The sequence below is a fragment of the Paraburkholderia sp. Tr-20389 genome, assembly GCF_017104565.1.
GTDB lineage: Bacteria > Pseudomonadota > Gammaproteobacteria > Burkholderiales > Burkholderiaceae > Paraburkholderia.
On sequence record NZ_JAAGPD010000001.1, the window covers coordinates 1 to 15,131 of the forward strand.

Below are 15,131 nucleotides of genomic sequence, written 5' to 3' on the forward strand. Positions count from 1 at the left end.
TGCCGATTCCGTGGCGGGCGGCGCGGTGCTCGCGTACGCGACGCGCCGGCGCAAGCTGGCCGAAACAGCCGCCCGCAACCGCGGCGCGGACGATGCCGACAAGCCCGAGTACCAGCTCGCGTTCGATCCGCTGAACTGCCCGTGGAACGCGGACATTAACGGCACGGCGGGCTCGATCTTTTCGGTGATGCGCGTGCAGTCGCAAGGCAGCGATGCGAACGGCGCGGATACGCGCGCGCAAGCGTATGGCGAACTCGACTGCGAGCCCTATGACGAAACGTACGGCGCGCCGTTCCTGCAACCGGGCCGCGAGCAGGCGGCGGCGGGCTACACGATCTACGGGCCCGCGACAATGCTCATCATCACGCTCGGCGAAGGGACGCACGGCTTCACGCTCGACAGTCAGACGGATGAGTTCATGCTCACGCATCCGTCGATCCGAATTCCCGACGAAACGGGCGAGATTGCCGTCGACGCGTCCAACGAGCGCTTCTGGGAGCCGCCCGTGCGCCGCTACGTGCACGAATGCCGCGACGGCCGCGCGGGCTGCCGCGAGCGTGATTTCAGCCTGCGCTGGAGCGACGCGCTCGTCGCGGAGGTGCATCGCATCCTGATGCGCGGCGGCCTGTTCCTGATGCCGCGCGACTACCGCACCCGTTCCGCGATGCGCGGGCGCCTTTCCGCCGTCTACGACGCGAGCCCGCTCGGCTTTCTCGTCGAACAGGCGGGCGGCATGGCGACGACGGGGCGGGAGCGCGTGCTCGATGCCGCACCGCGTACCTTCCACGAGCGCATGCCGTTGATTCTCGGCTCGGCAAGCGAGGTGGCGCGCATCGGCCGCTATCACCGCGAGCACGATCTCGGCATCGATGCGCCTTTCACGTCGCCGCTTTTTCGTGAGCGCTCGTTGTTCCTTCCGGAAACGTCGCTCTGACGGGCCGCCTTGAGCCGAAATACTTGGGAGACGGCGCATGTCAGTCAGACATCCGATTGTTGCTGTGACGGGGTCGAGCGGCGCGGGCACGACCACCGTCATGAGGAGCTTCGCCCACATTTTCCGCAGGGAGAAGATCAATGCGCAGATTATCGAAGGCGATGCGTTCCACCGGTACGACCGGCTCGGCATGCGCGAAGCGCTGCGGCAGAGCGAGCGCGACGGCGTGCGCAATTTCAGCCACTTCGGGCCGGACGCGAATCTGCTCGAAGAGCTGGAGCAGCTGTTCGCGGCGTATGGCGCCTCGGGCGGCGGGCAGTTTCGCCGCTACGTGCACGACGAAGCGGACGCCGTCGTGTACAAGCAGGACCCCGGGACGTTCACGCCGTGGGAGGGCATCCCGACGGGCACGGACATGATGTTCTATGAAGGGCTGCATGGTGCGGCCGTGACCAGCAAGGTCGACATCGCACAGCATGCGGATCTGCTCGTCGGCGTCGTGCCGATCATAAATCTGGAGTGGATCCAAAAGCTGCATCGTGACCAGACGCTGCGCGGCTATTCACACGAGGCCGTGGTCGATACGATCTTGCGGCGCATGCCCGATTACGTGAACTACATCTGTCCGCAGTTCTCGCGCACGCACGTGAATTTTCAGCGGGTGCCGACGGTCGACACGTCGAATCCGTTCACGGCGCGCGAGATCCCGCAACCCGACGAGAGCTTCGTCGTGATCCGTTTTTCCAAACCGAAGGGCATCGACTTTCCGTATCTGCTGACGATGCTGCACGATTCGTTCATGTCGCGGCCGAACGTGATCGTGGTGCCGGGCGGCAAGATGGGGCTCGCGATGCAACTGATATTCACGCCGATGATCCTGCAATTGCGCGACCGGAAGGCGCGGGCGTGAACATGACGCTGGCGGGGGCGTGTTGTCGTGCGTCTCAGTCGTGTGTTGGCTGACGGCCTGTAGACCGTACCCCGCGCGGGGCCGTCAGCTTCTTTTTTTTTGCTCCGCGCGCGGGTGTGCGGTTTATTGGATGCAGCTTACTGGGCGTGCGACGCGAACTCGATGCGTCGATTGTGGAACCGGCCGCTTTCCGTGTCGTTGCTGTCGACCGGGCGCTCGGCGCCATAACCTTGCGAACTCAGCGTGCCGGCGGGAACGCCTTGCGCAACGAGGAACGTGCGTACCGACTCGGCACGGCGTTTGGACAGCGCAGCGTTTGCTTGCGCATTGCCGATGTTGTCCGAGTAGCCCGCCACTTCGAGTTGCACCGGCTTGCCCGACGTCGCGCAGGACTTCAGCGCGGTCGCCGACTGGCGCAGATCGTCGGTGGCCGAACCCGGAATCTTCGCGCTGCCTGCCGGGAAGTTCACGACCTGAAGATTCAGCACCTTCGCGACGTCCGCGCCGGCGCACGAGCCGCCGTTGCCGGACAGCGCCGCGAGGGCCGCGCGGAACGATTGCGTCGCGTCTGCGACAGCCTGCTGCACGTTGAACACACCGATGTCGAACGTGGGGCCGAACAGCGATTTCAGCTTGTCGAGCCAGCCGAGTTTCGCGTCGGCGGCCGTGCCGCTCAGTTCGAGATGCGTGCCGTCGATTTTCACCTCGGCGCCCGGCTGCGCCATCAGCGGCAGCAGGCCGTCGAGATGGGCGAGCCAGTCTGCCGGCTTCGTCGTGGGATCGACGGTGATGTCGGCGTTCACAGTGGTCGGGCCGAATTTCTTCTTCAGCGCGTCGAGAAGTTGCTGTTTCTCGGCTTCGCTGCCGACGGTCGCCTTGAGGGTCGGCACGCCGGTCTTGTCGACAGTGAACGACAGATGGGAGTCGACGGTCGGCGCCGGGGCCGCAGCCGGTGCGGATGCAGCCACGGCAGGCGCGGAAGCCACGGGCTCGGAAGCAGCGGGCGCGGAGGCCGCAGGCGCAGATGCCGTCTGTTCCGCAGCAGGTGCGGCAGCGGCGCTGTCGTGGGCCGGCGTCTGCGCAACCTGCTCGTGCGTGCTGCACGAGCGCAGCAGCAGCCAGGCAAGCGCCGCGACGACCAGCGCCAGCACCCACCACAGCCAGCCATGCTTGCGGCGCGGCGCAAGGGTCGGCTGATCGGCGGCGAGGGGCGACACGGGCACGCTCACGGGGCGCATCGTGGGCGCGGGATGATCGAAATGCGCGGAGACGTCCTTGAGCTTCGCCAGCGTCGCGCTGCCGAACATCGCCGCGCTGCCGAGACCCAGCGCGTCGGCGATGCGGTCCGTCAGACGCGCGTTGACCGTCGGCGCCTGATGGCCGAGCAGTGTCGGCAGCTGGCCGACCAATCCCTGCGATGTGGCGAAGTGCTGCTTCAGAATGCCCATCAGCGTCGCGCCGACGACGCTGCACAGCGACAGCGAAGTCAGCGGCGATGCACCCGTCTGCGAAGAAACGGCCTCGGCCAGTGCGCCGATGCGATCGCCCGTGATCTTCTGCAGCAAGCCGCGGCCCGTCGCTTCGAGGCGGGCGAGGTCAGTCGTGCTGCCGAGCAGATAGGGCAGCTGCTTGCCGATGTGCGCATCGACATCGGGCGACTGGATGGTCGAAAACAGACTGCGCGCGCCGTCGGGCGTGCTGCCGCGATGCATGATCGCGGCTATCAGCGCGGGCGCAGCGGTGTCAGTGACCTTGCGGGTGAGATCGGGCGACAGACCGACGGCAGTCGCGAGGTTCCGGACGACATCCTCATTCAGGACTGTCTCCAGCAATTTGAAAACATTGATGCTCATCGACTCGTTTCCTGTGGTTCAAGGACGGATCACGCTGACCCATCCGTCGGACGCACAGACTATACGGAGTGCAAATGATGATCACGAAGGTTGACACAATTTGACAGCACGCTGCCGCGCGCTAGAAAACGGCTGACAGATTGCCTTCGAAGCCGCCGGCGCAGACTACGAAGCGCTGTTTTTCTTCGTCGGACCGGGCGCGCACCACACGTCGAGATTTTCTTCCGGCCGGTCGACCTGGCAGCCCCAGTCGAGCGCCTGATCCTGATCGAAGCGCTTGCCGAGTTGCCATGCGATTTCCGCGCGCGCCGTCTGCACGCCCATGTAGAACGCGTGGCCGCCGTCGTGTTCGAGCTTCAGGTGCGGATAGAGCGCGAACGGATCGCCTTCGACGACATGCGTGTCGCGGTTGTACACGTGAATGCCATCCGTCGTGACCTGCACGCGGAAATTCGGATCGCGCACTTGCGCGGCCAGCGCGGCGATTTCGTCGGCATCGTAGGGGAAGGGGCGCTTCGCATGCAGCGCCGAGAGCGCGGGATCGATGCCTTTGGGCAGCACTTGCGCGTCGTGCGCGGCGTGCATGATGCGTCGCGCGACATCCGCCTCGCGAACGGCACGCCGCGCATGCAGGCTGACGGAAGTGGTCAGCACCGCCGACACGCGCAATTCAGCGGCGATGCCGAGCAGCACCGCATTGATGCCGCTCGTGTCGGCCTCCGTCAGTTCCGTCAGATTGCCGACGCCGAGCATGATCGCAATGTCGGGATAACGCTCGCGCAACGCGACATAACGTCCTATCGAAGCGGCGAAGCCGAACGGTATCGGATCGAGAATCGGATCGGCGAGAAAGGGTTTGCCGCGCGCCGTGAGCGTGTCGATCGCCTGATGCAGCGAGGCCGTATCGCGCGGCTCGCGTGCGACGACGATGGGCGTCGCGGGCACTTCGTCGGCGATCCACAGCGTGTCGACGTTCAGGCTCATCAGGTAATCGGCGCCCGCGCGTCCGCCGCGCAGCAGTTCGTCGGCGACCATCGAATCGACGCTCACGCGATAGCCGCTCGCCTTCAGCATGCGCACGGCGTCTTCGAGATGCGGGAAGGGCGTGTCGGGCAGACAGCCGACGTCGATCACATCCGCGCCCTGATCCGCGTAGTGTTTCGCGCGGGCGGCGATGCCGTCGAGATCGAGCCTCGGCGCGTCGACGATCTCCGCGAAAATCGCCGTCGCGTAGCGCGACAGGTCGAATTTTCGCGCCGCGTGCCCGAAGTGCTGCGGCAGGTCTTTCGCTTCTTCCGGCCCGCGCTCGACGGGCACGCCGAAATGCTCGCTCAACGCCGCGAGATCGCCGCGGCAGCGTCCGGGCACGATCATCCGGTCCGCGCGCAGCGGCAACGCGACGCGCCGGCGGATCATGTCCGCCGTCATCAACGCGGCGACCTGCAGGCCGATTTCGCGCACTTCCCACGTGAACGGCACGTTCGCCATGCCTTCCAGCACCTGCACGACACTTTTTTCGGCGAGCCTGCCGGTCAGGAAGACGATGTGTTCCATGCGAGCCCGAGGTTCGATAGCCGTTCGCTCAATGCCGCGCGCAATTCGTCGAGCGAGCGCGCGACGGTCGTATGTTCGATGCGCGCAAGCCGTTCGACGTTTTCGAGTTCGATCGTGCGCGGCCGCACTTCGACCCATTCGTGCGGGCTTTGCGTGATCACGCTCGGCTCGGTGTCGCACGCGAAAACGATGCCGGGCACGCATTGCTTGCCCGCTTGCGCGTAGAGATTGGTCGGCAGCGTGTCGGAGATGCCGAACGCGCATTTGGCAACGGTGTTGCTGGTGGCGGGCGCAATCACGACGGTGTGATAGATGCCTTCGTACAGCATGCCGACGGGGACGCTGCTCGCGCTGTTGTCGCGCACCACGCGAAAGTGCTCGCGCAGCTTCGGCACGGTCCAGCCGTACAGCGGCAACACTTCCTCGCCGGCGGCGGACAGAAAGAGATCGACGCCCGGCAGCGCGAGCGCAATGGCGACCGACTCCTCCAGCATGTGGCCGGAGCCCGTGATGCACCACGCAAAGCGCGCGTCGGGGCGAAACTCGCCAGGACGGCGGACGGGCGACGGCGCGCTCATGCGTGATTCATCGGCCATTCATGCTCGCTGCGTCGTCAGCCGAAGCCTGCGCGCCGTCGTGCGAGAGCCGGATGTGCAGTCTGTGCATCTTGCGGTACAGGGTGTTGCGGCTGATGCCGAGTGTCTTCGCGACGTTGCTCACGTTCCAGCGGTGTTCGTCGAGCATCGCGAGCACGGTTTCGCGTTCCTTGAGCTGGATCGCGTTGAGCGCCGACAGATCGGTGTCGTCGTCGAACGGCGGCGCGACGGCCGCGCGCGCGGACTGCGCGAACTGTGCCGTGGACGAAGCGCGCGTGTTCGTACTGCTCGCATCGTCGACGATTTCGGCGGGCAGATGCGCGCAACGGATCTCCGGCCCGTCGCACAGCGCGATCGCCATTTGCAGCACGTGCCGCAACTGCCGGATGTTGCCCGGCCACGCGTAGTTGACCAGCGCCTGACGCGCTTCCGCGCTCAGTTCGGGCGGATCGTCGGATTCGCTTTCGAGTATGTGCTGCACGAGCGGCAGCAGATCGGCGCGCTCGCACAGCGGCGGCAGGTTGATCTCGATACCGTTCAGCCGGTAGTACAGGTCTTCGCGGAACAGCCCGCGCTGCACCAGATCGAGCAGATTGCGGTGGCTCGCGCTGATCAACTGGAAATCGACCTTGATCGTGGTTTCGGCGCCGAGCGGCGTGACCTCGTGTTCTTCCAGCACGCGCAGCAGCCGCGCCTGCAAGGCCATCGGCATGTCGCCGATTTCATCGAGGAACAGCGTGCCGTTGTTCGCCTGCACGATCTTGCCGCGCCGTCCTTCGCGCTGCGCGCCCGTGAATGCGCCCGCGCGATAGCCGAACAGCTCGCTTTCGATCAGCGTTTCCGGCAGCGACGCGCAATTCACCGCGACGAAAGCGCCCGCCGCGTTGGGGCTGATGCTGTGCAGTGCGTTGGCGAAGACTTCCTTGCCCGTGCCCGTCTGGCCTCTCAGGATGATCGGGATCTTGCGCTGGATCACGCGCGCGGCCAGCTGGCTTTGCGCGGCCATGCGCGGATCGCCGAACTCCAGGTGCGAGAGCTTGTCGAGTCCCGCGGCAGCCGGCTTCGCTTCGCGCGGCGTTTTCGCGCGCGGATTGCGGTTGATCGACACGTCGCTCCACGGTCCGCGCGCACTGGGCACAGTTTGACTCGCGCCGCCGAACGACTCGGCATCGCGCGGCGTTTGCGCGATCAGGAAGAAACGGTTGTTGGCGTGCGCGCTGTAGACGGTGATCGGATGGAACGAGCCGCGGATGCTGCGCGCGATCATGTCTTCGAGCGTCGCGCTGAACGCTTCTTCGATCCGCTTGCCGCACAGCTGGTCGGGCGAACGCAGATCGAGCTGGAACAGCGCGCTGCGATTCGCGGCCAGCACGACGCCGTCGTCATCGACGGCGAGCTTGCCGGCATGCAGCGTGCCGACGAATTCGGGGCGGCTGTGAAAGTGGACCGTATTCGCGCGCCGGTAGCGCGAATCGATCAGCCGGTTCTCGATCATCTGGCGCGACATGCCGACCAGCACGAGCGAATGCTGCTGCAGCATCCTCGAGCGGCTCGTCACGTCGAGCACGCCGACGATCGTGCCGCGCTCGTCGAAGATCGGCGCCGCCGAGCAGGTGAGGGACGTGTAGCGCGGATAGAAGTGTTCGTGCTGATAGATGGCAAGACACTCGCGCTCGGTCAGGCACGTGCCCATGCCGTTCGTGCCCGCTTCGCGCTCGCTCCATACGGCGCCGACGCGCAAGCCGTCGGCGGCGACGGCCTCGCCGAACGGCACCGACGACACCTGATGCACGATCACGCCGTTTGCATCAACGAGAATCACGGCGAGTTCGGGGTCGGCGAGCTGCTGGTAGAGCGTGGTCATTTCCAGCTTCGAGCAGGCGATCAGGTCGCCTGCCGCCTCTCGATGCGTGTTCAGTTCCGGTTGCGTGAGCACGGGCGGCATGACGAAACGGCCCGGATCCAGCCCGAAATCGACGAGACAACGCGTCCACGATTGCGCGACCGAATGGCTCATCGAGCACGCGGCAGGCTGGTTGTTGACGATGTTCAGAACATCCCGGACGTGCGAATTGATGTCAACGAGCGATGACATTAGGGGCGTCTCCGATGCGCTGGGCTCGGTGCTCGCCATGATGCCGGTGAGCGGGGCGGCCTACGCTGTATGTAAGTGTTTTCCCCGTGTGCTTCCCGTGTGCCTTTGTGTGCCGCGCGTCTCTCGCGCGCGTGGCGCAACCGCTGACGTATGTTCTTTGAATCCGATCCGGCGCACTCAGCGAACACTGTACAACCCGTGTCGCGATACATCAATAAATAGTCGTACGAGTGTTGCGCACTGCGCCTGCTTTTTGCTTTGCATCATCCGGCATGAAAACCGAATTCGATCGAACGATGCGCGTTGCACGCGCGGTCTCTATGCGGAGCCCTTACATGGACCGTTTCAATCCGGGAAGCAGTCCCATCCATTTTACTGTCGTGTTGCCGTCGAGCGCTCGGCCCGCGCGCGAACCTGAGGAACGGCGGCACAGTGGCGCCGCACTCGATATCGTGTATATCGAAGGCTTCGCCGCGCAGACGGTCATCGGCATCGATACCGATGAACTGCACGAACCTCAGCCCGTACAGATGGATCTTGCGATCGGCGTGCCGTCGCTGCGCGCGTGCAAGACGGATCAGATCGGCGACACGATCAATTACGCGGCCGTGCGCGCCGAGCTGCACACGCTGCTCGCAACACACAAGGTCCAGCTGCTCGAGGCGCTGGCCGAACGGATCGCGCAGTTGCTGATCGACCGGTTCGGCGCGCATTGGGTGCGCGTGAAGCTGTGCAAGCCCGCCAAATTCGACGACGTCGCAGCCGTTGGCGTGATCATCGAGCGGCAGTGCGAACGCTTCGACTAGTTTCGCCTGAAGGGCACGCATCGCCCGTGCCCGGTTGCTGAGCGGGAGCGTGGACTCAGCTGCTCACTTCGACGCGGAAGGCGAGGGCTTCGCGAGCCCGCACGCCTGATACGCCTCCTGCTGCAACGCGCGATATTTCTTCGTCTGCGCACGCGCACGGTCGACGCGGAATTCGTTGCCGCCTTCGCCGCCGAGCGCCGCGTACTTCGAGAAGGTCATCTGCTCGACGTAATCGTCATACGGGAGTGCGGCCGCGATCTTGTCGATCGCGCACGAGCACTTGTAGACGTTGGCGAAGTCGTGGCCGTTCTCGTCCATGCAGCCGAGCACGTATTCGACGCGGCCCTGCGTCGGGTAGTCATTGCCCTTGGCGGGCGCATTGTCGGCCGTGGCGTCCGCGGCCAGCGCGGCAAGCGGAATTACTGCAACGCACGCGAACGCCGCGACAGCGAGGCGCGTGCGACAACGTGAGGTCATATCGATGCCTTTAGCGTAAGTTCTGCATCCCGCTCCCGGAGTACGCACGGGAGAAACACGCGCGGCGCGAGCCGCGGCGGACCTCGACGGCCCGCCGCGGCTCGCGCGCGCGACACTGCTTTCGATGCATACGGCACGCCTAGTTCGGGGCGAACGGGTGTGCCGCGCTGCCCTTCTTCGACACCACTTCGGCGGCGCTCGGCTCGCCCGCTACCGCGCGCTGGAGCGCTTCGCGAGTCGCCTTGTAGTTGAACTCCTGAATCTTCTTGTCGTCGTCGGCTTCCCAGTGGATGAAGACGCCGACGCAGATGAACACGTCGTCGGCTTCGTCCTTCGGAATCGTGCCGTCTTCGACGCAATCCGCGACGGCGAGCGCCACGGCGTGCTGCGCCGGGCCGAACATCTGCACGGCCTGCTTGGCGCCCTTGATCGTCACCTTGTTGAACATCACGGTATTGGGTTTTGCCATCAGGTTCGGTGCGACGACGGCGAGCAGCGACGTGAAGCCGTCCTTGTTGTTGGTGAGCGCGTGGCAGAAGGCGGATTCGGCGGCAGAGCCTCGCGGCCCGATGATGAGATCGATGTGAGCGACTTCGTTGCCTTCACCGATAAGCGACTCGCCTACCAGGACGCGGTTGATCTTGGCCATGCTGTTCCTCCAGTGAATTGGGTCTGTCGACGTGGGACGAACTCGCGACGCGTGGCGACCGCAGCGCGTTTTTCGAGGGGGACGCAACGCGTTCCCGTCTAACAGGAACCGTGCCAATCGGACGAACGAGCCCTTCAAACAGGGGTAATTGCCAGGCGTTGCGGGTCGATCAGTGCACCGGCGAAGAGCGCAGCGACAGTCAGGTCGGCGCTCGTGCCTGGGTTGACGCCTCGCGCCTTCAGTTCGGCATCCCATGCTTCGAGCTGCGCGGCATGTGCTTCAGGCCCGGCAACGCGCGCTTGCGCGTGACGCTCGCGTGCCTCGCGCGTGACACTTTGCGCCAGCGTCTCGCCATGTTTGCGCAGTATGTGCGAGTCGGGCCACGCGCCGAGGAAGGTCAGGAACACGTCGAGCGTGAGCGCGGTCGCCGTCGTGCCCTTCGAACGGGCGAGGGCGTCGAGGCCCGCGCCGAAGATATCCGCGAAGCCGTTCGCGTATTGGCGTGCGATGCTGTCGCGTCCGGCGGCCAGCGACATGGCAGCGCGCAGATCGACCGTGGGCGGCGCGTGGACGGATTGCTCGGGCGCGTCGCCGAGTCCGCCCGGATTGGCGAGCGCAATCGCACGGTAGGCGGCGCGCGCATCGTCCAGGTCGAGCGTCGACAGCACCTGTTCGACGGCGGCTTGCCAGTGCGCGGCGTCGAGCGTTGCCGTGCGTTCCAGCGCGGCTGCCAGCGGCGCGACCAGCAGAACGATGCCGAGATTCGTGTTGCACCCGGCGATCTGCCGCGTGCGCGTCACCGCTTCGAGGATGCGCGTGCCGACGCTGGCGCCGCGCGCGAACAGCGCGGGCGCGGCTGCCTGCGCGCTGTCGATGAACTGCGCGGCCTGCATTCCGTGTCCCGCGCTCGCGACACTCACGTTGCCCGGTTTCGCCGTTTCGACGTCCAGCCGGCACGCGAGCAGAAACGCGTCGCGGGCGCGCGCGAGAAGCTCGTCAGCGGCCTGCATGGAGCGGCGTGACAGGCAGCGACGGCGCGCCGCTCGCGGCGAGCTTGCGATCGAGCAGATCGTCGACGAGCGCTGCCGCGATATCGACGGGCGTCACCGATTGCAGCCCGCGCCACGCCGCGACGCCGTTTACTTCAAGCACGAGCGGCACGCCGGTCTGGTCGGGCGTCGACAGATCGGGGATCAGATCGACGCCGGCGTAATCGAGGCCGAGTGCAGCCGTCGCACGCTCGGCGAGGCCCGCGAGCGTCGGATCGAGGTCGGCCGGTTCGCAGCGCGCGCCGCGCGCGACGTTGTGAATCCAGCCGCTGCCGCCGGTTCGCCGCATCGCAGCAACCGCGCGTCCGCCGATCACGAGCACGCGCCAGTCGTAGCCTCGATGACGCACGCGAGTACTGCCGACGAAACGCTGCAGATACGCGACCTCGCTGTAGCTGCGCAGCGGCGGCAGCGGTTTCAATGCGCCGTTGGCGGGACTCGCGCCGAGCCGCCGCAAGCCTTTGCCCTGCGAGCCGAACAGCGGCTTGAGCACAACCTGACGCGCGGCAGCCGTCTCGCGCATCAGCACGCGCTGCGCAAACGCCGCTGATTCCGTCGCCCATGCGGGCGGCGTCGGCACGCCCGCGCGATGCAGCAGGAAGCTCGTCATGGACTTGTCGACGCTGCGCTCGATTGCCCGCGCATCGTTGTAGACGGGCACGCCGCACTCGCGCAGCGCGTGCAGGATGCCGAGGCGCAGCGTGACCTGCTCGAACGTGCCGCCCGCGATGCCGCGCACGAACACCGCATCCGGGAGATCGCGCGCGAAGCCGGGAATCGCGAGTCCGTACTGCGACCATGACGTATCGATGCGGCACGCGGCCAGATCGACGCAACGCGCCTCGACGCCGCGCGCCCGAAACGCCTTCTTGAGCCGGCCCGTGTGCCAGCCGGTTTCGTCCGTCATGATCGCAACGCGCAGGCCGCTTGCCGATGACAGATCGCTCATGGCGCCCCCGGTCCCGTGACGCCCGGCGTGGTCGACGACGCCGATGCTTCGCCCGTCGCACCAAATGCATCGCCTTGCCAGAGCGTGTGCAGCAAGGCGGCATCGAGCCTGCCGCCCCGATAGGTCACGCCGCTTTCCAGGCTGCTCGCCCACACTTCGGCGGGCGCGAACAGCGACGGATCGATCTGATAGAAGTCGTGGTTGAACGACGCGAAGATGTCGGCGAACGGCCGCCCGTAGTCGCGCGAATTCGACGACGGCAACTCAGCCGCGAGCCGCCGCGCCACGGCGTCGCTACGCACGGTCAGATGCACGCGCCCGCCATAGAGGATCGCGTCGTTCGTGCGGCCCATCGCGGCGAGTCCGTCGGGCGCGGGCGGCGGCAGCGGCGCGGTGCCGCTCGCCTCGACGATCTCGCCGAGCGGCACGCCGAGTACATGCGTCTTGTGCAGCGCGACTTCGACCACGCGCGCGACAACCTGCACCGTGCCGGCGACCGACTGGGTCGGCGTGACGATGACCGTCAGCCGGTCGGGTGCGAGACCGCAATCGCCGGCGATTTTTTCCAGCACCGCTTGCGGCGGCAACTGGCCGACTTCCATCACCAGCACACCAGCGTCGTGCCGATCGCGATAGCCGAGTTCGTCGAACAGCGTTTCCTTACCGGCCAGCGCGCGCGCCGGTCCCGAGCCGAGCGAGAAGAACTTCTTGCCGTTGTTCTGCTCCTTGCTCGCGGACAGGCTCCAGCCCGCGTACTGGCTGCCGAGGCACGCGAGCACGGGCGAGGCCGTGTGCACGTCGATCATCGCGGGCCACAGCGGCTCGTGTTCGGCGCTGATGCGCGTCTCGATGCGTCCGAGGCCGCCCATGCAGATGCGCGCGATCGTCACGCCCGCTTCGACGCAGCCGGGCGATGCGATGCCTGCATCGACGATGGTCGGGCCGAAGGCATGGCGCGACGATGCCACGCGCAGCCGCGCGGCGTCCGCGAGCAGTTGCGCGACGAGCGGCGCGGCGAGCGCGTTGACGCTGGGCGCGTCGCCGGCGATGGGCGGCGGCGCGTTGCCGCCATGTTCAGCCGTGGGAGTCGACGAGTTCATGGGCAGGCTCCGTGCTGGTTTCGATGCGTTGCAAAAGGCGCTGCGTATGGCGTTGCAGTTCGTGCATCAGGACGGCGCGCGAAGCGGCCGCGTCGACCGTCACGAGCACTGTGCAGACCGGATGGCCCGCTTCGATACGCGTGCCCGCGTGCGGAATGTCGTGACAGACGGGATCGACGAACAGCGCGTCGCTGAAACGCCGTGTGACCGTGAATGCATGAGGCGCGAATACGACCTGTTGTGCGGCACGGCATTGCGGCGCACCGACGCGGGCAGTCGGCAGACGGCCATGCAGGCAGGCGTCGATGTGCGCGGCGAGCAGGCCGCGCGGCCACGCGTCGCGCCATGCGCGTTCGTATAAAGCCATCGTCGACGACGGCCGCGCGTTGACTTCGAGCACGCGGATCGCGTCGCCGTCGAGCAGGAAGTCCAGGCTGTTGATGCCGACGAGATTCGCACGTGCCGTAATCGAACGTACGACACGATCGACCTGCTGCGCGATGTGCGCGGGCAGATCGACGGGGCCGAGCGAGCCCACGTGCAGATAGGGCAGCGCGCCGCTCGTGATGTGAAGCTGCTCCGCATGGCCGATCACGCACGCTTCGCGCCGCGCGGCGATGAAGAGCGCCGACATCGACAGTCCTTTGCCTACGCGCTGGAAGTAGCCGGAATGTGCATCCGTTTGCCCTGCTGGAAGGATATGCGTGCCGCCGCAGCCGTCGGCGGCTTTACGCAGCCAGCCTTCGGGTTGCGCGGGACGCTCGAAAGCGATCTCAGGGTGCGCGAAGCCCAGCTCGCCGAGCAATGCGAAGAAGCGCGCGGGATCGCGCACGGCCGCCGTCGCGTCCGCGTCGTTGCCGATCAGGCGCGGCAGTCTTGCCGTGTCGTGCAACCAGCCGATGTGCGGCTCGATACCGCTGCCGGCGATATAACCAGTCAGACGCGGCAGCCGCGCCACGCGGTCGAGTGCCGCGTGCAGCTTGGCGCGATCGAGCGACAGCCCGCTGCCGCCGGTATCGAGCCACAGCTTCGCGTAACGGCGCGTGTCGCGATCGCCGAACAGGTCGAGCGCGGCTACCTGATAGCCGGCATCCGCGGCGGACTGTGCAAGCATGCGCGCCGACAGGCCGACCACCGCGACGAACGGCGCGGAAGCGGACGGGTGCGAGCGGCTGCCGCTCGCGGACGTCGCCGGCATGATGATGCCTCGCTGCGCGCTAGCTGCGTTCGGCGACGACGGCGCGCGCTTCGTCGAACGCTTCCGTGAAGCCGAGATACGCGGGCTTGCCGGCCGTGCGCATCCGCGTGAACAGCCGATGCTCGACCTGATACTTCACATTGCCGATCGCGAGCGCGCCAATGCCGATCGCATCGGGCCGCACGGCGCCCGCGAGCGGTTTGCCGTCGTCCATCACGTTGACGCCCGCGATGCCTTCGGGCGGCACCGCGTTGACGTCGGCGGCGATCAGCAGACGCGGCGCCTGCGCGAGATCGGCGGCGCCCGTCACCTGCACGCCGGCCGCCGCCGTCGCGAAGACGATATCGGCGTGTGCAAGCGCCGCATGCAGCGTCGATGGTGTGCCCGTGCCGACGCCGGAAGTCTTGATGCCGAAGCGTTCGTCGACGTCGTGGCTCGCGCGCTCGGCACGCGCAGCGTCCGAATGGCTCGCGATCGCGACATGCGCGCCGAGGGTCGCGGCGATGGCGGCAGTGACGCGCCCGACGGCGCCCGTGCCGCCGAGTATCAGCACGTGCTTGTCCTTCAGTTCTTCGCCGTACTGCGCCTTCAGGTGATGTTCGACGAGCGCGACGAGCGCCGCCGATGTCGTATAGGCGCCGCTCGGGTCGGCGAACACGGAGACCTCGAACGGCGGAACCATCGCTTCGCGCGCGCGGTCGAGCATGTCGGCGGCGAGCATCACGTCGCGCCCGCCGATGAAGATGCCCGTGCGCGACACGCCTTTCGGGCCGCGCGAAAAGATCGCGTCCTGGGTCAACTGCACGACGTTGCGCACGTCGACGTCGCAGTACGGCACGAGAATCTGATAGCCGGCGTCGGCGGCCATGTTGACGTCGAAGGGGCTCATCTGCGGCGTCGGGGTGAACATATGCAGGATGTAGGGCCTTTCAGTGGTTTGGGACATGGCGTCGGCTCTTTC

General features: G+C 66.5%; 14 protein-coding genes. 3 read left to right on the forward strand and 11 right to left on the reverse strand.

Annotation, left to right across the window (positions count from 1 at the left end):
• The coding region (locus G3N95_RS00005; protein WP_205967909.1) for a class 1 fructose-bisphosphatase at nucleotides 1-934 on the forward strand (934 nt) is incomplete at its 5' end.
• A 37-nt stretch (nucleotides 935-971) separates the two neighbouring features.
• Complete coding sequence (locus tag G3N95_RS00010) at nucleotides 972-1,844, forward strand: phosphoribulokinase (protein ID WP_205967910.1); 873 nt, start codon at nucleotides 972-974, stop codon at nucleotides 1,842-1,844.
• Nucleotides 1,845-1,981: 137 nt separating this feature from the next.
• Here G3N95_RS00010 and G3N95_RS00015 read toward each other — a convergent pair whose 3' ends face one another.
• From G3N95_RS00015 to G3N95_RS00030, 4 genes are all read right to left on the reverse strand, one after another.
• Entirely contained in the window at nucleotides 1,982-3,697 is a 1,716-nt protein-coding gene (locus G3N95_RS00015) for an OmpA family protein (RefSeq protein WP_205967911.1), read from the reverse strand.
• 165 nt (nucleotides 3,698-3,862) lie between these two features.
• Nucleotides 3,863-5,251, reverse strand: a complete 1,389-nt coding sequence (locus tag G3N95_RS00020; protein WP_205967912.1) for a DUF6513 domain-containing protein — start codon at nucleotides 5,249-5,251, stop codon at nucleotides 3,863-3,865.
• On the reverse strand, nucleotides 5,230-5,829 hold the full coding sequence (locus G3N95_RS00025; RefSeq protein WP_205968703.1) for a flavoprotein: 600 nt from the start codon (nucleotides 5,827-5,829) through the stop codon (nucleotides 5,230-5,232). Before G3N95_RS00025 ends, G3N95_RS00020 begins: the two co-directional genes overlap by 22 nt.
• Nucleotides 5,830-5,836: 7 nt before the next feature.
• Nucleotides 5,837-7,942 carry a sigma-54-dependent Fis family transcriptional regulator gene (locus G3N95_RS00030; protein WP_205967913.1) on the reverse strand — a complete coding sequence of 702 codons (2,106 nt, stop codon included), beginning with the start codon at nucleotides 7,940-7,942 and terminating at the stop codon, nucleotides 5,837-5,839.
• A gap of 335 nt (nucleotides 7,943-8,277) precedes the next feature.
• Between G3N95_RS00030 and G3N95_RS00035 the strand changes: the two genes are divergently transcribed.
• A complete protein-coding gene (locus G3N95_RS00035; protein WP_205967914.1) occupies nucleotides 8,278-8,748 on the forward strand; it encodes a dihydroneopterin aldolase in 471 nt (156 codons plus the stop codon).
• A gap of 63 nt (nucleotides 8,749-8,811) precedes the next feature.
• On the opposite strand, the gene G3N95_RS00040 is transcribed toward G3N95_RS00035, so the two are convergent.
• The 7 genes from G3N95_RS00040 to G3N95_RS00070 form a co-directional block, all read right to left on the reverse strand.
• Nucleotides 8,812-9,225, reverse strand: coding sequence for a hypothetical protein (locus G3N95_RS00040; RefSeq protein WP_205967915.1), 414 nt, complete (start codon nucleotides 9,223-9,225; stop codon nucleotides 8,812-8,814).
• A gap of 139 nt (nucleotides 9,226-9,364) precedes the next feature.
• Complete coding sequence (gene fae, locus G3N95_RS00045; protein ID WP_205967916.1) at nucleotides 9,365-9,874, reverse strand: formaldehyde-activating enzyme; 510 nt, start codon at nucleotides 9,872-9,874, stop codon at nucleotides 9,365-9,367.
• A gap of 134 nt (nucleotides 9,875-10,008) precedes the next feature.
• Complete coding sequence (locus G3N95_RS00050) at nucleotides 10,009-10,884, reverse strand: triphosphoribosyl-dephospho-CoA synthase (RefSeq protein ID WP_205967917.1); 876 nt, start codon at nucleotides 10,882-10,884, stop codon at nucleotides 10,009-10,011.
• Nucleotides 10,871-11,872, reverse strand: coding sequence for a RimK family alpha-L-glutamate ligase (locus G3N95_RS00055; protein ID WP_205967918.1), 1,002 nt, complete (start codon nucleotides 11,870-11,872; stop codon nucleotides 10,871-10,873). The genes G3N95_RS00050 and G3N95_RS00055 overlap by 14 nt, the downstream gene beginning before the upstream one ends.
• Nucleotides 11,869-12,972: a methenyltetrahydromethanopterin cyclohydrolase gene (gene mch, locus G3N95_RS00060; RefSeq protein ID WP_205967919.1), complete on the reverse strand. Its 1,104-nt coding sequence runs from the start codon at nucleotides 12,970-12,972 to the stop codon at nucleotides 11,869-11,871. Before mch ends, G3N95_RS00055 begins: the two co-directional genes overlap by 4 nt.
• Nucleotides 12,947-14,170, reverse strand: coding sequence for an ATP-grasp domain-containing protein (locus G3N95_RS00065; RefSeq protein ID WP_205967920.1), 1,224 nt, complete (start codon nucleotides 14,168-14,170; stop codon nucleotides 12,947-12,949). The genes mch and G3N95_RS00065 overlap by 26 nt, the downstream gene beginning before the upstream one ends.
• A 19-nt stretch (nucleotides 14,171-14,189) precedes the next feature.
• Nucleotides 14,190-15,116, reverse strand: coding sequence for an NAD(P)-dependent methylenetetrahydromethanopterin dehydrogenase (locus tag G3N95_RS00070; protein WP_205967921.1), 927 nt, complete (start codon nucleotides 15,114-15,116; stop codon nucleotides 14,190-14,192).
• Between the last annotated feature and the right edge of the window lie 15 nt (nucleotides 15,117-15,131).